This window comes from Altererythrobacter sp. CAU 1778 (assembly GCF_054482795.1).
Window position 1 is genome coordinate 769,780 of record NZ_JBTLRP010000001.1, and the last position, 25,476, is coordinate 795,255.

The following is a 25,476-nucleotide window of genomic DNA, read 5'->3' on the forward strand; positions in this document are numbered from 1 at the left end:
CTGCTATCTGATAGACACGTCGCGCTTCGCCGTTCGCCTGCAATGGGTTAGGCGAGGGCCATGACTTCCATCGTTCTCGTCCAACCGGAGATACCGGGCAACACTGGCGCCGTGGGGCGGACCTGCGTGGCGCTCGATCTGGAGCTGATCCTCATCCATCCGCTGGGTTTCGAGATTTCGGACAAGCGGCTCAAGCGCTCCGGCCTCGACTACTGGCAGCATATCCGGCTGGTCGAGTTCCCCAGCTGGGACTCGTTTCTGGCGGAGCGGCAGCCGCGTTCGGACCAGATGTTCCTGTTCGAAGAGTTCGCGCCGCGCAGTTTCTACGAGCCGGACTATCCCGCCGACGCCTATCTCGTCTTCGGGCGCGAGACCAAGGGGCTGCCGCCCGGGATCGTGGAGGCGCACGCCGCGCAAATGGTCAGCCTGCCGATGCGTTCGGACAAGGTGCGATCCCTGAATCTCGCAAACACGGTTGCGGCCGCCGCCTATCAGGCGTTGCGCGGCAAGCTGTAGGCACATGCAAAAGGGCCGCCGGATCGCTCCGACGGCCCCGTGAAAAAACGGTGCTGAAAATTAGCCCTGACGCTGGCCGGTCAGCGGCATATCGCCGAACGCGCCCGCACCGACCTTTCCGGTCAGATGGTCGCCATCGACCGTGGCCGTGCAGTTGAGCGCCATGGGCATAGGCACCGTCATGTTCATCGTCCAGGCGAGGGTGTTTCCGTCGATCGTGCCGTCCTGCACGTCCATCGCGCCCATGCTTCCGGCCATGGAGCCGGTGAAGGTCGTGCCATCTTCGCTCGGCACGACGGTAAGCGTGCCCTTCTGGTCACCCATCGGGCTCTTCGTGACGCAATCGTAAGTGCCGGCTACGGACATATCTCTCTCCTGATGTTGTGTTTCGACGCTGTTCTTATGACGCAGAATTATTCGGCTGGCGAGGGGCGGACTTCCACCGGCAGGCCAAGCTGTTTCAGCTGCGGTTCCACCACGCTCGCATCGCCTACGACGACCCAGACGTAATCGTTTCCGGTCATGCGGCTGCGCGCCTCGGCATCGATTTGCGCCGCGGTGAGCGAGCGGTAACGATCCGCCAGCGTCTCGTAATAATCATCGGGGCGTTCCAGCCTGTCGATATTGATCACGCCGCCCAGCACATCGCCCGCGGTTTCGAACTGACCCGGCAACTGACGGACGTTGCCGTTGACCGTCCGCTCCAGCTCTTCGCCGCTGACGCCCTTGCCGGAAATGAAATCGGCCAGGTCTTTGCGCAATTCGGCGATGGAATCCCCGGTGCGGTCGGCCTGAACCGGGGCGTAGAGCAGGAAGGCGCCGCTCTCGTCCGGCTGGCGAACGATGCTGCGCACGCCATAGGCCCAGCCCTTCGTCTCGCGCAGGTTCATGTTGATGCGGCTGAGGAAGCTGCCGCCGAAGATCTCGTTCGCGGCGTCGAGCAGGATGCGGTCGTCTGTTCCCTTGGTCCCGATGACACGGCCGCCGAAGATCACCGATTGCGGCGACTTGGGCCGGTCGATCAGGATGACGCGCTGCTGCTGCTGCGGGATGGCAGGGGAGAAATCCTTGACCGGGGCCGCGCCGGCGGGGTTCTGCCAGTCGCCGAAGGCACGCTCCAGCATCGGCCCGACCTCGGCCATCGTGGTATCGCCGACGACGTAGATCGTGCCGGCGTCGGGCCGCAGCCAGGTGTCGTGGAAGGCGCGCAGCTGGTCCACCGTCGCGTTTTCGACCACCGATTGCTCGCCCAGGCCGGACGGCGGAATGCCGTAGGGATGACCAGCGCCGTAGAGCGTCGGCATCAGCACGCGCTGCGCGATGGAGGCCGGCGTGGTCGCTTCGGACTTCAGGCGGGTAAGCTGCTGGGCGCGTACGCGCTCCAGCGCCTTGGGATCGAAGCCGGGTTTGCGGATGAAATCGGACAGCAGTTCGAGCGTGGGTGCGAGGTTGGGTGCCAGCGCGCTCGTCTGGAAGGCGGTTACGTCGTAATCGGCGAGTGTGCTGATGTTCGCACCCAGCCGTTCCTGCGCGACGGCGAGTTCGGTCGCATCGAGATCTTCCGTCCCTTCGTCCATCATCTGCAGCATGAGCGATTGCAGGCCCAGCGTGTCCTTGCTGTCGGCAGCATAGCCGACGTCGAAGGAAGCGCGCACGAGCACGGCGGGGATTGCCGCGCGGCGGGCGAACAGCACCTTCATGCCATTGGAAAGCGTCGTGCGCTCGATCGCGGGGAAGTCCAGCGGGGCAAGTTCGTCGAGTTCCGGCAGTTTGGAGCGGTCGGCCTGCGTCGCGGCCACGCCCGTGCTTGCCTGGAATTCGAAGGCAGGGTTGGCATACCATGCCGGGCCGCCCGTCGCCCCCTCGCCGGTGACGAAGCCGCCGCGGTTCTCGCCGCCTTCGGTCCGCTCGCCCGGTTCGACGGTCAGCTTGAACGCGGGGCGTGACAGCCACCGGGCCGCAGCGTCGCGAACCTGTGCAGGGTCGAGCGTCGCAATCGTTTCCAGCTCGCGCTTGTAGGCCGCGGGATCGTTGGAATAGAGCAGACCTTCGGCCAGCGTCGGGGCCTTGCCGCCGAAGCCGCCGACCGATTCCAGTTGGCGAATGGTGCTGGCGGTGGAGACGGTCGCCGCGCGGCGTAGTTCGTCCGCCGTAGGCCCTTCGGCAAGGAATTTCGCGATTTCCGCGTCCAAAGCAGCTTCAACCGTTGCCGGTTCCACCCCCGGCTTGACGTCGGCGTAGGTCACGAACTGGCCCGCCTGCGCGAAGATACCGGCATAGGCGACGACGCTGGTGGCGATTTCCTGTTCGCGCACCAGCGCATTGTCGAGACGGGAGGACGAGAGGCCGCCCAACACCAGCGAACTGACCGCCAGCGGGATGCTTTCGGACGGATTGTCCAGCCCCGGCACCGCCCACATCCGGTAGACGCGCGTGGTCGCGACCTGATCCTTTATGGTTTTGGAGACCGGCGCATCGAGGGTCGGCACAGGTGCCGCGACCGGCTGGATTTCCGGCCCGGCGGGGATCGCGCCGAACCACTTGTTGACCTTCGTCCGTGCCGTCGCCGTGTCGATATCGCCTGCCAGCACGAGGATGGCGTTGTTCGGACCGTAATGATCGCGGAACCAGCCCTTCACGTCGTCGAGCGTGGCGTTGGAGAGGTCGTCCATCGAGCCGATGGTGGAATGGTGATAGGGGTGGCCGGAGGGATAGAGGTTCTCCAGCTCCTCGTACTCGACGAGGCCGTAGGGCTGGTTGTCCCCCTGCCGCTTTTCGTTCTGGACGACACCGATCTGGTTATCCAGCTTCTCCTGCGTGACTGCGCCCAGCAGGTAGCCCATGCGGTCGCTTTCGAGCATCAGTGCGCGGTCGAGCGCGCCGGTCGGCACGGTCTGGAAGTAATTGGTCCGGTCGAACCACGTCGTGCCGTTGAAATCGGTCGCGCCGACCTGGCGCAGCGGTTCAAAGAAGTCGCCCGGCGCATTCTCGCTGCCGTTGAACATTAGGTGTTCGAAAAGGTGGGCGAAGCCGGTCTTGCCGTCCGGCTCGTGCTTCGATCCGACGGCGTAATATACCGAGACGGCAACGACAGGCGCCTTGCGATCGGTATGGACCAGAACCTCCAGCCCATTATCGAGGGTGAAGCGATCGTAGGGGATGTTCACCGCATCGACGAGCTCTTCCAGCGGTGCCGGTTCCGCGCTGGCAGGCATGGCGGCTGCCGCGGTTTCCGCAGGCGCGGTATTGGTCGTGGCGCAGGCTCCCAGAGCGAGAGCGAGCAGCGAGGCGGTGGCGAATTTGGCGGTCACGTTCATGCATCCCCGAAGTCTTGTTGCAGGTGCAACTGGTCGCAAATTGCCCTGCCGGTCAAGCATACGGAGCGAGACGGGTTTTCTGCGAACCGCCAACATCGCCGGTTGACTGGCTTGGCGAGACTGGACCCGGCGACAAACGCGCTTATCTCCACCAGCAGAGGCTGGACGAAAAATTGCCGCCGTGCTCTTGTGTTGCAAATGGGCAACACCATATCCGTCGGGCAATTCTTAGGATGAGGGATCACGCATGAATCTCGAGAAGTTCACCGATCGCGCAAAAGGCTTTCTCCAAGCCGCGCAGACCATCGCCATTCGCATGAACCATCAGCGTATCGCACCCGAGCATCTGCTCAAGGCGCTGCTGGAGGATGGCGAGGGTATGGCGAGCGGGCTGATCCAGCGCGCTGGCGGCAATCCGAAGCTGGCGGTGGACAGCGTCGACGGGGCGCTGGCGAAGATTCCCGCAGTAAGCGGGGGCGGGGCGCAGCAGACGCCGGGTCTCGATAATGATTCGGTGCGCTTGCTCGATAGCGCGGAACAGGTTGCGAAGAAGGCCGGCGACAGCTTCGTGCCAGTGCAGCGGCTGCTGCAGGCGATGGCGCTGGCAGGCGACACGACCGCAGGCAGGGCGCTGAAGGCCGCAGGGGTCGACGTGAAAAGCCTCGAAGCGGCGATCCAGGACGTCACCGGCGGTCGCTCTGCCGACAGTTCGGGCGCGGAGGAAAGCTACGACGCGATGCAGAAATACGCCCGCGACCTGACGCAGGCTGCGCGCGACGGCAAGCTCGATCCTGTCATCGGCCGCGACGAGGAAATCCGCCGCACCGTGCAAATTCTGGCGCGCCGGACCAAGAACAATCCCGCGCTGATCGGCGAGCCCGGCACCGGCAAGACCGCGATCGCGGAAGGCCTCGCGCTGCGGATCGCGAACGGCGATGTCCCCGACAGCCTGAAAGGGCGCACGTTGATGTCGCTCGACATGGGATCGCTGATCGCAGGGGCGAAATATCGCGGCGAGTTCGAGGAACGTCTGAAGGCCGTGCTCGACGAGGTGAAGGGCGCTGACGGACAAATCATTCTGTTCATCGACGAGATGCACACGCTGATCGGCGCGGGCGCATCGGAAGGCAGCATGGATGCCAGCAATCTGCTCAAGCCCGCACTCTCGCGCGGCGAACTGCACTGCATCGGCGCAACGACGCTCGACGAATATCAGAAGTATGTCGAGAAGGACCCGGCGCTCCAGCGGCGCTTCCAGCCCGTGTACATCAACGAGCCGAGCGTCGAGGACACCATCTCGATCCTGCGCGGCATCAAGGACAAGTACGAACTGCATCACGGCGTGCGGATCACCGACAACGCCATCGTCGCGGCTGCCCAGCTTTCCAACCGCTACATCCAGAACCGCTTTCTGCCCGACAAGGCCATCGACCTGATGGACGAGGCTGCGAGCCGCATCCGCATGGAAGTGGAGAGCAAGCCCGAGGAGATCGAGGCACTCGATCGCCGGATCATCCAGCTCAAGATCGAGGAAAGCGCGCTTTCCCGGGAAAGCGACCGCGCTTCGCAGGATCGGCTCGCGTCCTTGCGCGAGGAACTGGCGAACCTCGAACAGCAGTCGAGCGAACTGACGACCCGCTGGCAGAACGAGCGCGACAAGATCCATGCCGAGGCGCGGATCAAGGAGGATCTCGACGCCGCGCGGCTGGAACTGGAACAAGCGCAGCGCGCGGGCGACCTCGCGAAGGCGGGCGAGCTTTCCTACGGCAAGATCCCGGAACTCGAGAAGCAGCTGGAGGAAGCGTCCGGCCAGACCGAGAACGCATTGCTGCGCGAAGAGGTGACCGAGGAGGACATCGCCTCCGTCGTCTCGCGCTGGACCGGCGTGCCGATCGACAAGATGATGGAGGGCGAGCGGGACAAGCTGCTGCAGATGGAGCAGCTGATCGGCAAGCGCGTGATCGGGCAGGAACAGGCCGTGCAGGCCGTCTCCAAGGCGGTGCGTCGTGCGCGCGCCGGATTGCAGGACCCGAACCGTCCGCTCGGCAGCTTCCTGTTCCTCGGCCCCACCGGCGTGGGCAAGACCGAGCTGACCAAGGCGCTGGCCGAATTCCTGTTCGACGACAGCGACTCGATGGTGCGCATCGACATGAGCGAGTTCATGGAAAAGCACGCGGTCGCCCGGCTGATCGGCGCGCCTCCGGGGTATGTCGGTTACGAGGAGGGCGGCGTTCTGACCGAAGCCGTGCGTCGGCGGCCCTATCAGGTCGTGCTGTTCGACGAGGTGGAGAAGGCGCATTCGGACGTCTTCAACGTGCTGCTCCAGGTGCTCGACGACGGCCGCCTGACCGACGGGCAGGGCCGGGTGGTAGATTTCAGCAACACGCTGATCATTCTCACGTCAAATCTCGGCAGCCAGTATCTCGCGAACATGACCGACGACCAGAGCGTCGAGGATGTCGAGCCGCAGGTGATGGACGTGGTTCGCGGACATTTCCGCCCCGAATTCCTTAACCGACTGGACGAGATCATCCTGTTCCACCGCCTGGCGGCAGAACACATGGGGCCGATCGTGGAAATCCAGGTGGCACGGGTGCAGAAGCTGCTCAAGGACCGCAAGATCACGCTCGACCTCACCGACGCCGCGATGCGCTGGCTCGGCCGGGTGGGCTACGACCCGGTCTACGGTGCACGCCCGCTGAAACGGGCGGTGCAGCGCTACGTGCAGGATCCGCTGGCCGACATGCTGTTGCAGGGCCAGGTTCCGGACGGCTCCACCGTGCGGATAGACGAGGGTGACGGCGCATTGGAAATGCAGGTCACCTGAGCTTGATCTTTTAAGCGATGCCGAAACGAAGAAAGGCCCCGGTTTCCCGGGGCCTTTCCAATTTCCAGTAAGAGACGTTTCTTAGAAGGTCGCTTTCACGCCTGCCTTGAAATACCGTCCAATCATGCCGGGGTTTGCCCAGGCCGGATTGTAATAGTGACCGCCATAGGTCGCCGTATCGATCGGCGGCTTCTCGTCGGTGATGTTGTTAACGGTCAGGTAGAAGCGGTAATTATCCGTGGCATCGAAGCCCACGGAAACGTTTCCGTAGGTGAAGCTCTTGACACGGCATTGGTAGGAATCGCCGCTGAGGTAGTACGACGATGCGAGCGAAGTGTCGCAGTCGTTGATTGTATCCTCACCGAAGATATCCTCCGCAGTCGTCTTGTAACCGCTGGTGTGGTACACAGTACCGCTGAGGTAGATGTTCTTGTACTTCAGCGTGTTCTGCCAGCTACCGCGCCACTTCGGCGAGCCAGCAGCCGAGGTGATCACATATGGTCCGATCGAACCCTGGTATTCCTGCTTCACACCATCAACGGTCTGGCTGAGTTCCAGCAGACGCGAACCTTCGATCGAGCTCGAGAAGTTGATATCCGGGCTAATGTCGAAGGAAGCAGATGCTGCGAAGTCGATACCACGTGCCCGCGAGCTATCCTTGTTGGTGAAGGAATACTGCACGAAGGCGATACGGGGCAGCAGGCCTGCAAATGCTGGATCGGTCGACGGGTCATCAGCAACAACCGTGAACCCTTCGGGGATGGGCTGACCAGCATAGTATGCTTCGACTGCCGGGTTGAAGTCCGCGCCCGTGATAAGGTCGGTCTTCTTGATGTCCCAATAGTCGACAGTGAAGCTGAAGCCACGAACCGGCTCACCCACAATACCAACGGTGAAGTTACGCGACTTTTCCGGATCCAGGTTCGGGTTGCCAACTTGGGTCAGGCCCAGAGAGTAAGTTCCCAGATACGCTGGAAGCGTTCCGCCGTTTGCTGCGACATACTGAGCCGTCACAGCATCCGAAACGGTAGCCGTACCGGTGATGTAGCCGGTCGTCGGATCGGCACCGAACTCGGCGAAGGAGCCGATCCGGAAACCACGTGAGTAAGTACCACGCAGCTTGAACTGATCCACCGGGCTAACTTCGAGAGTGGCCTTGGGCGAGAAGTAGTTCTGACCAGTGTTGTACTTGTCATAGCGACCAGACAGATTGACCGTCGCGAAGTCAGTGATCGGGGCGTTTGCCTCGGCAAAAGCCGACCACACCGTACGCGAACCAGCCGAACCGAACGGATTCACACGCAAGTAACGCTGCGCCGGATCGACAAGGTCGGGATCCGACGAATTATCCGGGTTTGCACTTGGAGCATCGACCGATTCGTAACGGATCGAGGCGCCGAGACCGAGCTGAAGCGGACCGCCGGGCAGTTCGAACAGATCACGCGCGATCGAACCCTGCAGATGGTACAGCTGGGAATCGTTGCGATTGTAGATTGTCGGAGCCAGGAAATCGCGAACCGCCTGGCTGTTGGCTGACGGGTTCACGAAGTTGTAGGAACCATCGGCAACCACCTGCTGGAGGTTAGCCACGTAAACGCGACCACCGAGTTCACGCTCGAGATCGACCTTCATCGCAGTACCCGAAACGTCGAAGTACCAACCATCGGCAAATTCGCCCGAAACGCCAGCCGCTGCGCGGTAGGAGTTCGTCAGGTACTTCTGCGTTTCGTTGATGTCCGGCAGCCAACCGAAGATGCGAGCAGTGTTGCCATCTGCGGCATAGGGGTTGTTCGGGTTCAGGCGAGCGCCAGCCGAAGTTGCGTCGCATCCGTTCAGGCCCGTGAGGGTCGGCGTTGGATCGTCGCACAGGTAGACGGGCAGATACAGCGGGTTGGTGTTGAACCGGATACCCGAAGCCGCCGGTGCCGTGGTGCTCACGATGAGCGAAGGAATGTAGTCATAGGACACATCCGAACGCGCAAAGTTGACCTGCACATAGCCTTCGATCGAATCGTTAAGCGCTGCAGTTGCGCGAACTGTAGCGTTGATACGCTTCTGGTCGGGAGTGACCACACCGAAATTCTGGGTGATGTCGTTCTGACACAATTCGCTGCTGCCAAGGATGCCCTCTGCTGCGACTTCAGCCGGCGACAGGGTCGTCGTGGGATAGCCGTAGCAGTTGTCACCGAGGTCGTAACGCTCGTACGGACCAACGGCACCGCCGCCCGGAGTATACGGACGCGACAGGAATCCGACCTGTGAGGTTCCGAACCCATCGAAATCTCCATTGAATTCGCGACCGTTGACTACGCCGGTGGCAAGGCAGTCCGTGCCGTCGTCGTTGCAGAGCAACGGTGCGTCCGAACCGAGATAGCCCTTACGCTGACGGTTATAGAGCGCATCGCTCTCGTAGTAGCGACCGCTGGCGTAGATGTTGAAGCCGTCGATTGCGAGGTCGCCGACACCGTAGGTCAGAGCGAGGTTGCGCTGTCCAGCGTCGCCGCGCTGTGAGATCCCAGCTTCTGCATCGAGGTGCAGGCCGGTGATCTGACGCTTGGTGATGATGTTGACCACGCCTGCAATTGCGTCGGCACCGTAGGTCGACGATGCGCCGTCCTTCAGAACTTCCACGCGTTCAACGGTGGCGTCGGGAATGGTGTTGAGGTCGACGAAGTTGCGCGTGCCGTCATCAGCGAGCGGATAGTAAGCAGCGCGAAGGCCGTCGAACAGGACAAGCGTCGAAGAAACCGTCAGGCCACGCAGCGATGCTGCCGATGCACCTGCAGCGAATGCGCCATTTGCAGTGAACGAGTTCGGCAGAGTGCCGGCACCGTTTGCGGACAGGTTCTGGATGGCGTCTTCGACTGTCGTGATACCACGCGTATCGAGGTTGTCAGCGTCGATAACGGTAACCGGGTTCGCATCTTCGCGGGTGGTACGGAGAATAGAGCCGGTAACGATGATGACCGACGATTCAGAATCATCGGCGCAAGCTGGATCGTTCTCAACGTCGCAAGCCGCGCCGGGCGACACTGTCGGAGTCGAAGCGTCCTGTGCCATGACCGAAGTCGAGGCAAGGGCCGCGCCGACAACCGTAAGTGCAGCGCCTGCCTTAAAAAGGTGCTGGAGTTTCACGAATGTTTCCCTTTCTACTTTTATGAGGGGCTACGCACCCCCGCTCTATCCCAACGTGTTCCAAACCGCAGATTTTCAAGGCGGCTGGCGTATGGATGAAACGGTCGAATGCCCGTAGCATGACTTGTTTTGCAAAATGTTTGTGTCCTGCCCTCGCAGTTAAGGCGAGCCCTGTGGCTCAATAACCACAGGTTCACAAACACCAACGAATTTAGTTTCAACCGAAACAGAAATTGAGAAATATTCTTACGTGGAGCTCGTTGGCAGGTGTCCGCCTTCGCGAACTGACTTCGGGTGGTTTGCGATCTTGGCATTGTAAAAGAAAGGATCCTTTTAAGCTCCGCGAAGACGGACATGATGGCCCGCTTGACCGGTCGGCCCATCGTGCCCATTGCCTGCGAACGCAGAGCACGCGAGAGGAGACGCCATGCAACTCGACCAGACGGTATCGGCTATAATTACCGGCGGTGCTTCGGGTCTTGGCGCGGCGACGGCGCGCGCGCTGGCCGCGAAGGGCGTCCGGGTCGCGCTGTTTGATCTCAACGTCGAGAAGGGCGACGCGTTGGCCAGAGAGATCGGCGGAACCTTCTGCCAGGTCAACGTGACAGACGAGGCGCAGGTCGATGCCGCCTTCGCGAAGGCGCGGGAGGCGCATGGGCAGGAACGCATACTCGTCAATTGCGCCGGCATCGGCGGCGCGGCGAAGACGGCCAGCCGTTCCAAGGAAGACGGGTCGATCAAGCATTACCCTCTCGATCAGTTCGAGCGAATCGTTCAGGTCAATCTGATCGGCACCTTCCGCTGCATTGCCAAGTCGGCGGCGGGAATGCTTGCACTTGAACCGATGACGGACGGCGAACGCGGCGCGATCGTCAACACAGCCTCGGTCGCGGCGGAGGACGGACAGATCGGGCAGGCGGCCTACTCCGCCTCCAAGGGCGGCATCGTCGGCATGACATTGCCCATCGCGCGCGATCTTTCGCGAGAGGCCATCCGCGTGAACACCATTCTGCCGGGTATCTTCGACACGCCGCTACTTGCCGGCGCGCCGCAGCACGTGCGCGACGCGCTGGGGGCGCAGGTGCCCTATCCGCCGCGCCTCGGCCAGCCGGAGGAATACGCAGAGCTTGCGCTCTGCATGATCGAAACCGCTTATTTCAATGGCGAGGACGTGCGGCTCGACGGCGCGATCCGCATGGCGCCGCGCTGAACGCCATGGTCGATCGCGGCTGGAATATCGGGATCATCGGCGGGTCCGGCCTCTATTCGGTCGAGGGACTGGAGGATGTCCAGCAGCTCGCCGTGAAAAGCCCCTTCGGCTCTCCGTCCGGCCCGGTCACGATGGGCCGCATCGGCGACGTGCGCTTCACCTTCCTGCCCCGACACGGCGAGGGTCATGCGATCCCGCCGCACCAAATCGATTACCGCGCGAATATCGATGTGCTGAAGCGCTGCGGCGTCAGCGATGTCCTGGCGATTTCCGCGGTCGGCTCTCTGGCAGAGGGCATGGTGCCCGGCAGCTTCGTCGCGGTCGACCAGTTCATCGACCGCACCACGGGCCGTGCCGGTACCTTCTTCGATGACGGCATCGTCGCCCACGTCTCGCTCGCCGATCCTGTGTGCGCGCGCCTGTCCGACCTTGCGGGGGACGCGGCGAGGCGGGCAGGGGGCAGTGTGCACAAGGGCGGTACCTATGTGGCCATTCAGGGGCCGCAATTCTCCACCCGTGCGGAAAGCGCGATGTATCGCAGCTGGGGCGCGCAGGTTATCGGCATGACGGCGATGCCCGAAGCCCGTCTCGCGCGTGAAGCGGAACTGCCCTACGCGCTGCTTGGCATGGTCACCGATTACGATAGCTGGCGCGAGGCAGAGGCGGGCGTTGCGGCAGGCGATGTCCTGAAGGTGATGGCAGAGAACGCTGCACTGGCGCGCGCCACCATCGGTGAGCTGGCGGCGGGCCTGCCTGCGCGGCGCAGCGCGTCTCCCATTGACCGCGCGCTGGACGGGGCCATTGTCACCGCGCCCGATGCCCGCAGCCGCGACGCCATGTTGCGGCTCGACGCGGTTGCCGGGCGAGTCCTGCTTCCTCGACGCTAAGCAATTGCATTTGTAACCGCACTTGCCTGTCGCGCGCGCATTCGACACAGTTTGCGCCATGTCCCAGTCCGCGCGCCTTGTCGATTTCCTGCCCTACCTGCTGTCCGTGACGTCCAACGCGGTCAGTACGCGCATTGCGGAGAAATACCGCGTGCGCTTCGGGCTGAAGATCGCCGAATGGCGCGTGCTGGCGGTGCTCGGCGATGCCGGTCCCAAGACGCAGCGCGAACTCACCGCCGCCACGCTGATGGACAAGGTCGCGGTCAATCGCGCGTGCAAGAGCATGGTCGACCGTGGCCTGATCGTGCGGCAGCCCAATGCCGAGGATGGTCGCTCTCACCGCCTTGAGATGACGGGCGACGGTGCGGCGATCTATGCCGAGGTGATGCCGCTGGCCAAGCAAATGGAAGCGGGCATATTCGCCGATTTCTCGGCGGCTGAGCGTGAAGAGCTCAAGCAGATGCTGCGCCGCATATCGGACCGGGCCACAGCGCTCGACTGATCGCCCGACGAAAAAGGGGCGCCTCTCGCGAGACGCCCCCTGATCTTCGTATTGGGCAGATTCTACGATCCGGGTCCGTCGCCAGCGAAGGCGTCGGAGATCGAACAGGCCGCCGGACCGAGAATGACGATGAACAGCACCGGAAGGATGAACAGGATCAGCGGCACGGTCATGATCGCGGGCAGACGCGCGGCCTTTTCTTCGGCGCGCATCATGCGCTCGTTGCGGAATTCTGCGGAAAGCACCCGCAGGGCCGAGGCAAGCGGCGTACCGTAGCGTTCCGTCTGCACCATGGTCGTAACCACGCCCTTCACCGCTTCCAGGTCGACGCGATAGGCGAAGTTGTCGAAAGCCTTCTTGCGTTCGCTGAGGAATGACAGTTCGATCGCGGTAAGCTGGAATTCGTCGCCCAGTTCCGGGTAGGCCCGGCCCAGTTCCTTCGCCACGCGGTTGAAGGCGGCGTCGACGGTCAGACCGGCTTCGGCGCAGATGACCAGCAGGTCGAGCGCGTCGGGCAGGCCCTTGCGGATCGCGTCGGAACGCTTCGAAACCTTGTTCTGGATGAAGATGTCCGGTGCCTTGTAACCAAGGATCAGCATCACCGCGAAGCCGCCGAAACGCTTCATGCTGCCCCATTCGGGGAACATGTCCGACCAGTAGAACAGGAAGCCGCCGAGCGCGCCGAACAGGATCGGCAATACCATGCGCGCGAAGATGACGACGACGGCAAGTTCCTTGTTGCGGATACCGGCTTGCGCCAGTTTCTGCTGCACCGCCGCGACCTGTTCCGCCTGCAGGACCTTCATGCCCTGCAGCGTGTCTTTCATCTTGTCGACGTTCTCGTTCTTGCGGACGAGGCTCTGGCGCTTCTTCGCCTTCTGCGTGACGATGCCAGACTTCAGTTCCTCGCGCCGGGCGGACAGCGCCTTGACGCGCTTCTGCATCGGATCGCGAACGGTGACCGCGGCATAAACCGCCATGAATACCGCCAGTGCCGCGATACCTGCCAGGATCGAGCCGACGAGTACGACGTCGACGCCAAGCAATGTGGGTCCGGGTTGCATATCTGTATTCCTTCCCGTTTCCTGCTCAGATCTCGAAGCTGACCATCTTGGCCATGATGAAGGCGCCGATGCTCATCCACACGAGGCCACCGAGGCCCGTAACGATCAGGCGTTCCTCGACGAAGAAGTCGCCGACGTAGCCGGGGTTGATCCACCAGATCATGATGAACACCACGAAGGGCAGGGCACCCACGATGTAGGCCGATGCCTTGGATTCCGAGCTCATTGCGCGGATCTTCAGCTTCATCTGCGCGCGCTTGCGCAGCACGTCGGCCAGGTTCGAAAGGGTCTCTGCAAGGTTACCACCGGTCTCGCGCTGGATGGCGAGGGTGATGCAGAAGAAGCTGAATTCGGCCGTGTCGAGCCGGTCAGCGGTTTCCTGGAGTGATTCCTCCATCGTGCGACCGACCTTGATACGGTCGACCACGGCCTTGAATTCCTCACCCACCGGGCCCTGGATTTCGTTGGAGACGACCGCCAGTGTTTCGGTGACCGGCAAACCGGACCGCAGACCGCGCACGAGCAGCTCGATGGCGTCGGGGAACTTGGAGGTGAACTGGTTGGTGCGCTTCTTGATGGCGTGGCCGACGACCATGTGCGGCAGGCCGAGGCCGACCACGGCGCCCACACCGAGCGAAAGCATCGCCGCGCCGGTGCGAAGATAGATCACCACGGCCACCGCCAGCATCAGGCCCAGCGAGGCGTAGATATACTGCGACATCGTCCAGCTCTTGCCCGACCGGCGCAGGCGCAGGGCGAGCGCCTCGGCGCGGGAACCGGAGCCTGCCAGCTTGTACTGGGTCGGCTTGCGCGCGGCGATGGCCTTCTTGAGCTGGCTCTCGACCTTGGCATTGGTGCTTTCCGAGTGGCGCTCGCGCACAGCCTCGAGACGGCGCTGGCTGGCCTTGCCCGTCGAAGGACCGGCAAATGCCAGATAGCCGAGCAACAGCACGGTCATCAGTCCACCGGCGAAAAGCAGCAACTGGAGGATGTTCATCCGATTTCCCCAAACTCGAGATTAGCGTCCGGCATTCGGCCAAGGGCGGGACGGTGGTGCGGGCGCGCATCCGTGAAGGAACGCGCCCGCATCACGCTCAGCCCTGGTCCGCCGAAGCCGGAGCGGCTGCGGCTTTCTTGTCCTTCTTCGGCAGCAGCGACTTGATGTCGAACTTGCCGAGAAGCGACTTCGATGCTTCTTCCTCGAAGCCCGGACCGTCTTCGTCACCGGCACCGATGATCGCCTGCGCGACGTCGCGGATGGCTGCACCCGCCTTGGTCGAGCGATTGGCATCGACAAAGGTCTGGCCCAGCTTGGCTGCGGCGATCGCCGCCTTGGCATCGTAAGGCACCACGAAGTTGATCTTGCGCTCGATCGACGCTTCGAAGTCCGCGCGGCTGATCTCGCCATTGCCCGGCTGCACCTTGTTGGCGACGACTAGCGGCTGCGCGTGCGGCGCGTTGGTCTTCAGCCACGAAAGGATGCGGATCGAATCGCGTGCCGAGGCGAGCGTCATTTCCGTGACGATCAGCGCCACGTTGACCTCTCCCAGCACGTGCGGGAAATTGATCAACATGTTGCGCGGCAGGTCGAGCACGGTCATCTCGAAGGCCTGCTTGAACTCTTCCTCGAGCTGCACGAAGGCGGAGCCGTCGGTCATCAGCGGAGAGTTGATCGGCGCTTCGGCCGACAGGATCGAGAGGTGATCGTTCGCCCGGATCATCGCGCGTTCGATGAACAGGCCATCGATACGGCTGGGGTTGTCGATCGCGTCGGTCAGGCCGCGGCCCGGCTCCAGGTCGAGCGCGAGCGCGCCGGTCCCGAAGTGGACGTCGAGGTCGAGCAGCGCGGTCGGCAGCTTGTGATCGGAACTGAACAGCCATGCGAGCGAGGTCGCCAGCGTCGAGGCGCCGACGCCGCCGCGCGTGCCGATGACCGCGGTGGAAACGTGGCGCTTGGCCACCGTCCCGTCCCCGGTCTTGGGCGCGCTGAACACGGCCTGCGCCTGAACCAGCGCGTCACGCAGCTGGCCCGCCGAAAGCGGCTTGAGCAGGTAGTCGTGAATACCGCTCGCCAGAAGGTCGCGATAAAGGCGCACGTCGTTGACCTGGCCGATGGCGATCACCACCGTGCCGGGTTCGCAGACTTCGGCCAGCGCATTGATGTCGTTCAGCGGGTCGCCGCTTTCCGACAGGTCGACCATCAGGATGGCGGGCGAGGCGGCAATCGAGAGCGACTGGACTGCGTTGCGCAGGCCGCCCTTGTTGCACTTTTCCGGCTGCCAGCCCATTTCGATCACGACCGGGCGCAGGATGTCGAGCGCGTTTTCGTCGCAGATGAATGCGGCGAATGCGTCGCGATCGGAAGCGCCGGCGGGTTTCCAGGATGCGCTCATGATCAGTTACCTCCACCGGCGGACGTTGAGGATGCCTTCAGGCCGCCTTCGCCGGTCGGCGCCTGGTTGCGGTAGCTGTCGATAGCCTTGCTCGAGCTCATCACGGTCGTCTCGCCGGTGCCCTGCGCACCCTTCAGCAGGTGCTCGGGATCGGCGATCATCGCGGCCATGTTGCCGTTGACCGCGCAGCCGTAGTCGGACGTGGTGGCGTTGCTGTAATTGCCGGCGTAAGTGTCCGACCAGTCGGGGCAGCCGGGCACGTAGGCCTTGCTGCGCGCGACGATAACGCGCGACATTCCGGGATCGACGTAGCCGCCGGTAACCGGCGCGCCTTCGCTCAGCAGCAGGCCGTGGCGGCCTGCGATCTGGGCGATGGCATCGCGGGTGGCTGGATTGACGTTGGCGTCGTCCACATAGACACGGTCGCCGTAGCCCAGATCGAGGCTGTCGAACCAGTCGGCCAGGCGGCGCTGTTCGGGGACCGAAAGGCCGCCCATGCCGCTCTGCACGTCGAGCGTGTAGTTGGTCTTTTCGACCACCGGCTGCTTCACCGAATACAGCGTGCGGTTGGGAGCGTCGGCTCCGCCGCAGGCAGCAAGGGCAAGGCCCAGAGATACCGCCGCGATCGCGCCAAGGTGACGTTTGCTAAGAGTGTTCATCGTGATCACCTTTCTCAATTCATCGAGAAGCCGGGGGCGGCCGCTTCGGCGCGGCGATCCTTGGCTTCCTTGCCCGCGCGGGGCTTGCGATGGTCGGGGTTCTCCGTTGCGGCAAAGCTGGGGAGATCTCCCATGCCGACCTGCGGATTGGCGTCGTTCGTCACCGCTGTGGGGCCGGGGCGCGCGCCGCCGGAAACGCCGTCGGTGTCCTTGTTCAGCAGGATCTGCTGCCACGCGCTCGGAGCACGGAAGCCGTCCGTGGGCAGATTGATCTGGCTGTCATCAACCGGCTTGACCAGATACGGCGTCACCACGATGACCAGTTCGGTCTGACCCTTGCGGAACGACTTGGAACTGAACAGGTTGCCGAGGATCGGAATGTCACCGGCGCCCGGCGTCTTGTCGATCGTGTTCTGTGCGCTGTTGCTCAGCAGGCCGGCGATCATGAAGCTCTGGCCGGAACCCAGTTCGACCGTCGTTTCCGCCCGGCGGATGGTGAGGCCGGGGACCTGATAGCCGTTCAGCGTCACGGCACCCTGGCTCGAAAGTTCGGAAACCTCGGGTGCAACCCGGATCGAGATGCGACCGTTTTCGAGAACCGTCGGGGTGTAGGCGAGGCTGACGCCGAACTTCTTGTATTCGACCGTCGTGGTGCCGAGACCCTGGCTGAGCGGGATCGGGAATTCGCCGCCGGCAAGGAAGTCGGCGGTTTCGCCCGACAGCGCGGTCAGGTTGGGCTGCGACAGCGTGGTCACGAGGCCTTCGGTTTCCCCGAGGTCCAGCGCGCTCGCGAGATCGAGGCCAAGAAAGCGACCGAAGCCGGCAATGGTGGAACCCGTGCCGTTGGCATTGACGAGGCTGCCACCATCCGGAGCGTCGGTAAAGCCGACGCCAAGGCCGCCCGGGCTGCCCGGCGTATACTGCGGGAAGGTCCCGGCGCGGCCCTGGCTGATGCCGAACTTGAAGCCGCCGGTGCCGTCGACCGACGAAAGGTTGGTGCCGATCGAACGCACGAGCGAGCGGCTGACTTCGGCGAAGCGGACCTGCAGGTTGACCTGCAGCGGCGTCGCCATCTTCATGCGGCTGACCACGTTCGCATCGTCACCGACGAAGGCCGCGACCAGGCGTTCCGCCTCGGCTGCGTCTTCGGGTGCGGCGACGGTGCCGGTCAGCAGCACGGTGTTGGCGCCGATCGTCGCGACCGAGATGTTCGCTTCGGGCATGGCCAGCGCCAGCATCTGGTCGATGCTGTCGATGTTGGAGCCGACGCGGACATTGGCCGACCAGATCACGTCCCCGGAGGAATTGCTGGCATAGACCGTGGTGGTTCCGCCCGACTTGCCGAAGACATAGAGCTGGCGGGTCGACTTGACCTGCACATCCGCGATGGATTCGTTGGCGACGAAGATGTCGGCCATGTTGCCGGGCACGGTGACCAGCTGGCCCCGGCCGATCGACAGGGCAATATCCTGCGACGGGCTGGTGACCGACTGGGCCTGCGCGGCACCGGCGGGGATCCCCGCCATCGGCGCCATGGCGGCAGCCGCGGTCAGAAGTGTTGCAATCAGGCGGCTTTTCATTGTCTTGCCCCTCAGAATGGTCCCGGCGCCGTGGCGGCAGGATTGATCCAGATTATCCCTGTGAAGTTCGCGCATCATGGCTCACTTGCTCACGTTGACGGCGGTTGTGTCCTTGCCGCGGGTGACCCGTACGGTCGGTCCGGTGGGAACCGCAGGTGCCTGCGGAGCGCCGGAATAAGCCGGGCTGGAGTATGACGTGCCGATTGCCTGGACGGCGCGCGTCGTCATCTCTTCCTTGCTCTTGGGCACGGTGCGGCGCTGGAAGCGCGACACGTCGCCGCCGGTCACGTAGGTGGAGTTGCCTTCTTGCGGACGGGACATGGCGGCGCGCAGCAGCTTTTCCTCGTCCTCGGCGCTGGCACCTTCGGGAACGTCGATGTCCCCGCTGGCGATGGCGCGTTCGAGCTCGGACTGGTTGTCGGCCAGCGAGCGCAGCGACAGGCTGAGCGTACCGATTGTCTGTGCGGTGGCGATCTTTTCCGCGATACGCGGCGTCACTTCGAGCGTGACGTTCTTGTATTCGCGAACCACCGTGTTGCCGTCGGGCGTGGTTTCCTGCGTGGTCGACTTGTCGGTCGCCAGCACGCGCAGGTTGCGCAGGACGGTTTCCGTCGCCTTCAGCGCCGGGCCGTCAGCACCCTTGACCGACTGCGTCAGCATCAGGTCGACGCGGTCGCCCGGGAAGACGAAGCCGGCAACGCCGGTCTTGGCGGACACCGGCACGGTGATGGCGCGCATGCCCGGGCCGAGGGCCGCGGCAAGGAAGCCACGGTCGCCGGGGCTGACCAGGGCGCCTTGCGTCACCGGCTCACCCGCGGTGACCGGATGGCGCACGACGGTGCCCAGAAGCTTGTTCATGTCGGCCTCGCCGTCGATGAAGTAGGCGTTGTCGACCATGTCTTTCGGCCATGCCTGATAAGCGATCGAATCGGCCGTGATGATCGTGCCGATCGGCAGGGCGCGCTGGGCGACGAGAACCTTCGGCCCCGTCGGTTCCGCCGGTGCGGCGGTCGCTTCGGGCGCGGCGGCTCCGGCGAACATGCTGCGTGCGGCAAAGGCGGTCGCAATCGCGATCACCAGTGCGCCAACCAGCAAAAACAGCTTCTTCTTGTCCATGGTGCTTCTAAGCCCCCTTGTTCGACCCGCACACCCCGCGGGCGGTCTCTTGGCGCATCCCTACGCCGCGATTGGTTAAAATCAGGTTCACCCCGCTAAACCGCTGTTTCCGGCGAGTGCGGGGACGTAATGTCGGGAAAGCACCCACAGGCCGCCGGCCGCGATGGCCACGCCATAGGGCACCTGCGCGGGCGCGTTCGCTTCGCGGAACCGGCGCGCGATAAGCATCGCTGCGGAAATCACACCGCCCGCGATTGCCATGACCACCAACAGGCGCATGAAGTTGAGCGGATCGATCCACAGCGCGGTGGCGGTCAGCAGCTTGACGTCGCCGCCGCCCATCTGGCGCAGCGCGAAGAAACCGGCGCAAACGACAAAGGCGGCGAGGGCAACGGCAAGCTGGATGGCGACGCCGGGCCATAGCGAGAGGCCGCTTGCCCACCAGAACAAGGGCGCACCCGCGGCGACGGCTGCGTTCAGCGCATTGCTGATCGTGCGGCTGCGCAGATCGGTCGCCGCCGCGATCAGCAGCGCGATTGCCAAGCAGCCGAGCAATACATACTGGAAGATGCTGTCAGGCACCTGTTACCCCCACGAAACCCCATCGGAGTGTCGTGGTAGCTTGCAGGGCTTACCAAATAGTAACCCAACCTCGGAGGATGATATTAGCCAAGCGCAGGCCCGGACCCCTCGGCCCGCCTTCGACCGTCGCGCCATCCCGAATGGTGCACGCGAAGGGCAGTGGCGCGCGGGCGATGGCCACGCCATCCGGCGGATCGACTGGCTGTTGCAAGGCGGGGAAGCGCGGGGATCGCTGCTTTTCCTGCCCGGTCGCGGCGACAATTACGAAAAGTATCTCGAGACGCTCGACCACTGGGCGCAAAGCGGCTGGAACGTGACCGCCATCGACTGGCGCGGGCAGGGGGCATCGGGCCGTTTCGGCAGCGACGCGGTTACCGGCCATATAGAGGATTACACGCAATGGCTCGATGACCTGGCCGGGTTCTGGTCCGACTGGACGGGCGAGCGGCCCGGTCCGCACGTGGCCGTCGGCCATTCGATGGGCGGGCACATCCTGCTGCGCGCGCTGGTCGAGCAGCGCGTGGCGCCACGGGCCGCCGTTCTGATCGCGCCGATGCTGGGCTTCGTCGGCAACCTGCCGCAGGTCATCAGCCGCTGGACGGCGCGACTGATGTCAGCCATCGGCGACCCGCGACGGCAGGCGTGGCGCTGGAACGAGAATCCCGGCGAGTTTCCCGCAGGCCGGATCAACCTGCTGACCCACGATGCGGATCGTTATTCCGATGAACTGTGGTGGCGCAGCCAGCGCCCCGAACTGGTTATGGGACCGGGCAGTTGGGGCTGGGTGGGTGCCTCGCTGCGTTCCATGGCCGTGCTGAATCGCGCAGGGGCGCTGGAAGGGGTGACGACACCGACGATGATCGTCGCAACCAGCGCGGACAAGCTCGTTTCCGCCAGCGCCATCGACCGCGCGGCAGAGCGGCTGCCCAACGTAACCTATCTGCGCATGGGCAGCGAGGCGGCACACGAGATACTGCGCGAGGTCGACCCGGTGCGCGACCGTGCCCTTGCCGCCATTGACGGCTTTCTCGACGATGCTGCGGAGCAGGCGAAGTGAGCGAAATCTACGACATCGCCGTGATCGGCGCGGGCATGGCTGGCGCAAGCATCGCCGCCGAAAGCGGCCAACACGCCAGCGTAATCATGCTCGAGGCCGAAGCGACGCCCGGCTACCACACCACCGGTCGCTCTGCCGCTTTCTGGGAAGAATGCTACGGCGGGCCGGAGATCGTGCCGCTGACACTCGCGTCGGGCCGTTACCTGCGCGATCACGGCTTCCTGTCGCCGCGCGGCGCGCTCTACATCGGGCGAGCAGAGGACAAGGCGAAGCTCGATAGCTTCATGGACCGGTTCGGCGACACCGGCGTGACGATCGAACGCATCGGTCGCACGGAAATGCTCGAACACGTGGCCGATATCCGACCCGAGTGGTGCGACGCGATCTGGGAGCCTGCCTGCGCCGACATCGACGTGGCAGGGCTGCACCAGCATTATCTGAAAGCCGCGCGGCGCGCTGGCGTCGAATTGCGCTGCAATGCACGGGTGGAAGAACTCACGCGGAGCGGCGACCAGTGGACCATCGCGCTCGGTGGCGGTGGCAGCGTGTCTGCGCGGACCGTCGTCAATGCCGCGGGGGCCTGGGCCGATCCCGTCGCTGCGCTGGCCGGAGCCGTGCCGCTCGGCATCGTCCCGCTGCGCCGTACCGTCGCGCAGCTGCGGATCGAGCCGCCACCGACGCCCGACCAGCCGCTGGTCCTCGACATATCGGGCCAGTTCTACTTCAAGCCCGATGGCGCGAAATTGTGGCTCAGCCCGCATGACGAGACGCCCGACACTGCGCATGATGTCGCGCCCGAAGAACTCGATGTCGCGATCGCGATCGACCGGTTCGAAAGCGTTATCGATTGTCGCATCGCCGCGCTGGAACGAAAATGGGCGGGGCTCAGAAGCTTCGCGCCCGACCGCGCGCCGGTCTACGGCTTCGACAGCAAAGTCCCTGGCTTCTTCTGGTTCGCGGGGCAGGGCGGCTACGGCATCCAGACCGCGCCCGCGGCGGCCCGTCTCGGCGCGCAGCTCCTGCTCGATCTGCCGCGCGACGAATTGACCGCGGAAATCAAAGACAGTCTCTACGCGCCAGGCCGGTTCGCCTCCGGGGGCTAGTCAGCGCATCAATTTTTGTTAGTCTGCGCTTTCCATCCATCCTGCCGAGAGGGGGTTCTCACATGGCGCACAGGTTCGAAATCCGGAAGAACAAGAAGGGCGAGTACGTCGCCTATTTCTGCTACAACAGCGAAACCATCTGGTGGACAGAAGGCTATTCAAGCAAGGCCAGCGCCAAGAACGCCATCGCCTCTGTGCTGAAGAACGGTCCCAACGCCGAAACTGTCGACGCCTACTGACACCTACTGAAACTGGCTGACCGGCTTCAGGCGCCGCCGTTTGCAATCGCGTCGGCGGCGTCGCTGGCAAGCCGGTCGACCCGCTCGTTCTCCTCGTGGCCGTTGTGGCCGCGCACCCAGTTCCACTCGATTCGATGCGGGTTCGCCGCTTCGATCAGGTCGTGCCACAGATCGGCATTGCGGACGGGCTTCTTGCTCGCCGTGGTCCAGCCGCGCCGTTTCCAGCCATCGACCCACTTCGTGATGCCATCGATGACGTATTTGCTGTCGGAATAGATCGAGACTTCGCAAGGCTCGATGAGGGCATTCAGCGCCTCGATCACCGCGCGCATTTCCATGCGATTGTTGGTGGTGTCGGCTTCCGCGCCCGCCAGTTCCTTTTCATGCTTGCCAAGGCGCAGCAGCGCACCCCAGCCGCCCGGACCCGGATTGCCCTTGCAGGCGCCGTCGGTGAAGATTTCGACACGTTTCATGGGATCAGGCGATGGCTCAATCGGGAGTGGGGGAAAAGAGGCTTTCGCCCACATTCTCGTAAAAGGACAACCGCCTGACGAAATCCATCGGGTCCTTGCGTGTCACCAGTGCGTCGGCGGGCGTGTTGATCCAGTCCTCCGCCCGGCTGGCGACGAACCGCAGGCACGCCCCCTGGGCTAGCAGGGGAAGGGCGGCGCGTTCTGCGGGAGAGATCTGGCGAACGCTCTCGTATCCGTCGACCAGCGCCGTTCCGATATCGCCGCGATATTCCCGCCCGCTGTCGGCAAAGCTCCATGCCGCGTGGGTGACGGCCAGATCGTACGCCATCGCTTCGCGGCAGGCAAAATAGAAGTCGATCATGCCGGTGACCCGCGCCCCCAGCATCAGCACGTTGTCGGGGAACAGGTCCGTGTGGCCGATCGATTGCGGCAGTCCGCTCGGCCAGTCCGCTTCGACCCTCGCCGCCGTCTCGCGCATTTCGGGCAGCGCCGGGTCGATTCCGGCAAGCGCGTCTTCCCCGCACGCATCGAGGACGTGGCGCGATGTAGCGATGTCGAGATCGTTCTCCCGGGTCAGGGAGAAATCCGCCGCCGCCAGATGCATCTGCGCCAGCGCTGCGCCGACATTGCGTGCCTGCGCCGCAGTGGGGTGATCGACCGATACGCCGGGCAGGAACTCGATCAGCGCCACCGCCTTCCCATCCAAAATGCGATAGGCCGCGCCGCTGCGGTCGTGGATCGTGCGCGGCACCGGCGCGCCTTTTTCGGCAAGGTGGTCGAGCAGGCCGAGGAAGAAAGGCAGCTGGTTCGTATCGATGCGCCGTTCGTACATGGTCAGGATGAAGCGCGAGCCCGAACCATCCGCGCCCGCGGTTTCGATCAACCAGTTGGAATTGGAGACGCCTTCCGCGATGCCCTTGGCCGAAACCAGCGCGCCGACATCGTAATGGCCGATCAGTTGCGCAAGAGTTTCCGCGCCGAGATGGGTGTAGACCGCCACGCCTTGCCAGGGAAATCAGTCGACCAGCTGGCGCGGCAGCTTGAAGACCATCTGTTCCTCGGTGGTGACGACCGGCAATTCTTCGACCATCCGCCATTCGCGGAGCTTGTCGACCACTTCGCGCACCAGCGTTTCGGGTGCGGAAGCGCCCGCCGTGACGCCGATCGTGCCGACGCCGTCGAGCCAGGCTGGATCGATATCGTCCCCGCGCAGAATCAGCTTGGCATCGGTGCCGCAGCGTTCCGCAACCTCGACCAGACGCAGCGAGTTGGAGGAATTGGGCGAACCGATCACCAGCACCAGATCGCAGCCGCTGGCGATGGCCTTGACCGCTTCCTGCCGGTTGGAGGTCGCGTAGCAGATATCCTCCGCCTTGGGGCCCTTGATGTCCGGGAAGCGTGCTCTCAGCGCCGCGACGATCTGGGCGGTGTCGTCGACAGACAGTGTGGTCTGGGTGAGAAAGGCAAGCTCGGTATCCGCGGGCACGACCAGCGCGTCCACGTCTTCCACTGCTTCCACCAATGTCATCATGCCGACCGGCACCTGGCCGAAAGTCCCGATCACCTCCGGATGGCCGCGATGGCCAACGAAGATGATGTGGCGCCCCTTTTCGATCTGGCGTTCGGCCTGGCGGTGGACCTTGCTGACCAGCGGGCAGGTCGCATCGAGATAATCGAGCCCGCGATCTTCCGCTTCGGCGGGAACCGACTTGGGCACGCCGTGCGCGCTGAATACCACGGGCACGCCATCCGGCACATCCTCCAGTTCCTCGACGAAGATCGCGCCCTTGGCCTTCAGCCCGTCCACGACGTAGCGATTGTGCACGATTTCGTGGCGGACATAGACCGGCGCGCCGTATTTCTGCAGCGCGCGCTCGACGATCTCGATGGCGCGGTCGACTCCGGCGCAAAAGCCGCGCGGGGCAGCGATCAGCACCTGCAGCGGCGGCTTGGAAGAGGTCGTGGCGGGCTTAAAGGGGGCGTTCATGCAGGTGCAGATAGCCCGCTTCGCATGGCGGTTAAAGTGGCAAAGCCGGGGAGACGCGCGATTGCCCTTGCCAGAATGCAACTGTAAGGCCTGCCGCCGAACATGAGTTTTTCCTCACGAGGACCATCAATGCCGCTTCGCAAATCGCTGATCGCCCTTCTCACCTGCACCGCCGCGCTGGCGGGGTGCCGCAGCAGCGGCGACATCGTTCTGGATCAGGGGGTCGGCATCACCGCGATCCGTTCCACCTGCCCGGCGGTCGGTATTCCGGACTACACCGGCGATGTGACCACCTTCAGCGTGCCCGGATCGCGCGCGGCGTCTGCCATCGACGTGACCGCGGCGATGACGAACGTGCGCAGCCAGTGCAACGAGACGGGCGAGCAGGTCTACACCTCCGCCACGTTCGACGTTCTCGCCCGCCGCGCCGATGCGCGGGGGGGCCGGCAGGTCGAATTGCCCTATTTCGTGACCGTCCTTCGCGGCGGCCGCGCGGTGGTCGCCAAGCGCGTCGGCACCGTCACGCTCAACTTCGCCGACGGTCAGGAACGCGCGCAGGCAAGTGCATCCGCCGGAACCTATGTCGATCGGGCCGAAGCGACCCTGCCTGCCGACATTCGCGAGGAAATCACCCGTCGCCGCAAGGCCGGCGATGCCGACGCGGCGATCGATCCTTTGTCGAAGCCCGAAGTCCGCGCCGCTCTCGACCGCGCGAATTTCGAAATGCTGATCGGCTTCCAGCTGACGCAGGACCAGCTCGCCTACAACGCGACCCGCTGATCCGAAGGTAACGTCGGCGGTTTCCCGGCGGAGATAAACCGGCTAACGG

Annotated in this window: 22 protein-coding genes; 9 read left to right on the forward strand and 13 right to left on the reverse strand. The window is 63.9% G+C overall.

The genetic code is table 11. The annotated features are described in order from the left end of the window. Window positions 1-60: 60 nt before the first annotated feature. Window positions 61-516, forward strand: a complete 456-nt coding sequence (locus ACXYN8_RS03415) for a tRNA (cytidine(34)-2'-O)-methyltransferase (RefSeq protein ID WP_458887897.1) — start codon at window positions 61-63, stop codon at window positions 514-516. 60 nt (window positions 517-576) lie between these two features. Here ACXYN8_RS03415 and ACXYN8_RS03420 read toward each other — a convergent pair whose 3' ends face one another. Continuing rightward, window positions 577-882 carry a hypothetical protein gene (locus ACXYN8_RS03420; RefSeq protein WP_458887898.1) on the reverse strand — a complete coding sequence of 102 codons (306 nt, stop codon included), beginning with the start codon at window positions 880-882 and terminating at the stop codon, window positions 577-579. Window positions 883-929: 47 nt separating this feature from the next. After that, window positions 930-3,833 carry a M16 family metallopeptidase gene (locus ACXYN8_RS03425; RefSeq protein WP_458887899.1) on the reverse strand — a complete coding sequence of 968 codons (2,904 nt, stop codon included), beginning with the start codon at window positions 3,831-3,833 and terminating at the stop codon, window positions 930-932. A 247-nt stretch (window positions 3,834-4,080) separates the two neighbouring features. Here ACXYN8_RS03425 and clpB point away from each other — a divergent pair, with 247 nt between their 5' ends. Further along, window positions 4,081-6,660, forward strand: coding sequence for an ATP-dependent chaperone ClpB (gene clpB, locus ACXYN8_RS03430; protein ID WP_458887900.1), 2,580 nt, complete (start codon window positions 4,081-4,083; stop codon window positions 6,658-6,660). An 81-nt stretch (window positions 6,661-6,741) separates the two neighbouring features. On the opposite strand, the gene ACXYN8_RS03435 is transcribed toward clpB, so the two are convergent. Continuing rightward, window positions 6,742-9,795 carry a TonB-dependent receptor plug domain-containing protein gene (locus ACXYN8_RS03435; RefSeq protein WP_458887901.1) on the reverse strand — a complete coding sequence of 1,018 codons (3,054 nt, stop codon included), beginning with the start codon at window positions 9,793-9,795 and terminating at the stop codon, window positions 6,742-6,744. A gap of 427 nt (window positions 9,796-10,222) precedes the next feature. Here ACXYN8_RS03435 and ACXYN8_RS03440 point away from each other — a divergent pair, with 427 nt between their 5' ends. From ACXYN8_RS03440 to ACXYN8_RS03450, 3 genes are read left to right on the forward strand one after another with little or no spacing between them, the layout of a single operon-like run. Next, on the forward strand, window positions 10,223-11,005 hold the full coding sequence (locus ACXYN8_RS03440) for an SDR family NAD(P)-dependent oxidoreductase (protein ID WP_458887902.1): 783 nt from the start codon (window positions 10,223-10,225) through the stop codon (window positions 11,003-11,005). Between the two features lie 5 nt (window positions 11,006-11,010). Next, the gene (gene mtnP / locus ACXYN8_RS03445; protein ID WP_458887903.1) at window positions 11,011-11,892 is read left to right on the forward strand and encodes an S-methyl-5'-thioadenosine phosphorylase; all 882 of its coding nucleotides are present in this window, start codon (window positions 11,011-11,013) and stop codon (window positions 11,890-11,892) included. Between the two features lie 58 nt (window positions 11,893-11,950). Further along, window positions 11,951-12,394, forward strand: coding sequence for a MarR family winged helix-turn-helix transcriptional regulator (locus tag ACXYN8_RS03450; RefSeq protein ID WP_458887904.1), 444 nt, complete (start codon window positions 11,951-11,953; stop codon window positions 12,392-12,394). Between the two features lie 62 nt (window positions 12,395-12,456). On the opposite strand, the gene ACXYN8_RS03455 is transcribed toward ACXYN8_RS03450, so the two are convergent. The 7 genes from ACXYN8_RS03455 to ACXYN8_RS03485 form a co-directional block, all read right to left on the reverse strand. Continuing rightward, a complete protein-coding gene (locus tag ACXYN8_RS03455) occupies window positions 12,457-13,458 on the reverse strand; it encodes a type II secretion system F family protein (RefSeq protein ID WP_458887905.1) in 1,002 nt (333 codons plus the stop codon). 25 nt (window positions 13,459-13,483) lie between these two features. Further along, entirely contained in the window at window positions 13,484-14,455 is a 972-nt protein-coding gene (locus ACXYN8_RS03460) for a type II secretion system F family protein (protein ID WP_458887906.1), read from the reverse strand. A 97-nt stretch (window positions 14,456-14,552) separates the two neighbouring features. After that, window positions 14,553-15,851: an AAA family ATPase gene (locus ACXYN8_RS03465; RefSeq protein ID WP_458887907.1), complete on the reverse strand. Its 1,299-nt coding sequence runs from the start codon at window positions 15,849-15,851 to the stop codon at window positions 14,553-14,555. Between the two features lie 2 nt (window positions 15,852-15,853). After that, entirely contained in the window at window positions 15,854-16,510 is a 657-nt protein-coding gene (locus tag ACXYN8_RS03470; RefSeq protein ID WP_458887909.1) for a CpaD family pilus assembly protein, read from the reverse strand. A 14-nt stretch (window positions 16,511-16,524) separates the two neighbouring features. Next, entirely contained in the window at window positions 16,525-18,090 is a 1,566-nt protein-coding gene (locus ACXYN8_RS03475) for a type II and III secretion system protein family protein (protein ID WP_458887910.1), read from the reverse strand. A gap of 81 nt (window positions 18,091-18,171) precedes the next feature. Further along, window positions 18,172-19,206, reverse strand: a complete 1,035-nt coding sequence (cpaB, locus tag ACXYN8_RS03480) for a Flp pilus assembly protein CpaB (protein WP_458887911.1) — start codon at window positions 19,204-19,206, stop codon at window positions 18,172-18,174. Between the two features lie 87 nt (window positions 19,207-19,293). Further along, the gene (locus tag ACXYN8_RS03485) at window positions 19,294-19,788 is read right to left on the reverse strand and encodes an A24 family peptidase (protein WP_458887912.1); all 495 of its coding nucleotides are present in this window, start codon (window positions 19,786-19,788) and stop codon (window positions 19,294-19,296) included. Between the two features lie 205 nt (window positions 19,789-19,993). Here ACXYN8_RS03485 and ACXYN8_RS03490 point away from each other — a divergent pair, with 205 nt between their 5' ends. From ACXYN8_RS03490 to ACXYN8_RS03500, 3 genes are all read left to right on the forward strand, one after another. After that, on the forward strand, window positions 19,994-20,845 hold the full coding sequence (locus tag ACXYN8_RS03490; protein ID WP_458887913.1) for an alpha/beta fold hydrolase: 852 nt from the start codon (window positions 19,994-19,996) through the stop codon (window positions 20,843-20,845). Next, entirely contained in the window at window positions 20,842-21,948 is a 1,107-nt protein-coding gene (locus ACXYN8_RS03495; RefSeq protein WP_458887914.1) for an NAD(P)/FAD-dependent oxidoreductase, read from the forward strand. Before ACXYN8_RS03490 ends, ACXYN8_RS03495 begins: the two co-directional genes overlap by 4 nt. A 62-nt stretch (window positions 21,949-22,010) precedes the next feature. Beyond that, window positions 22,011-22,187, forward strand: coding sequence for a YegP family protein (locus ACXYN8_RS03500; RefSeq protein WP_458887915.1), 177 nt, complete (start codon window positions 22,011-22,013; stop codon window positions 22,185-22,187). 26 nt (window positions 22,188-22,213) lie between these two features. On the opposite strand, the gene rnhA is transcribed toward ACXYN8_RS03500, so the two are convergent. The 3 genes from rnhA to ispH are packed head-to-tail and all read right to left on the reverse strand — an operon-like array spanning window position 22,214 to window position 24,647. Continuing rightward, window positions 22,214-22,660, reverse strand: a complete 447-nt coding sequence (rnhA, locus tag ACXYN8_RS03505) for a ribonuclease HI (protein WP_458887916.1) — start codon at window positions 22,658-22,660, stop codon at window positions 22,214-22,216. Between the two features lie 16 nt (window positions 22,661-22,676). Then, window positions 22,677-23,660 (reverse strand): homoserine kinase, encoded by a 984-nt coding sequence (gene thrB, locus ACXYN8_RS03510; RefSeq protein WP_458887917.1) that lies wholly within the window; start codon window positions 23,658-23,660, stop codon window positions 22,677-22,679. Window positions 23,661-23,675: 15 nt separating this feature from the next. Continuing rightward, the gene (gene ispH / locus ACXYN8_RS03515) at window positions 23,676-24,647 is read right to left on the reverse strand and encodes a 4-hydroxy-3-methylbut-2-enyl diphosphate reductase (RefSeq protein ID WP_458887918.1); all 972 of its coding nucleotides are present in this window, start codon (window positions 24,645-24,647) and stop codon (window positions 23,676-23,678) included. A gap of 129 nt (window positions 24,648-24,776) precedes the next feature. Between ispH and ACXYN8_RS03520 the strand changes: the two genes are divergently transcribed. After that, window positions 24,777-25,427 (forward strand): hypothetical protein, encoded by a 651-nt coding sequence (locus tag ACXYN8_RS03520; RefSeq protein WP_458887919.1) that lies wholly within the window; start codon window positions 24,777-24,779, stop codon window positions 25,425-25,427. Window positions 25,428-25,476 lie beyond the last annotated feature (49 nt).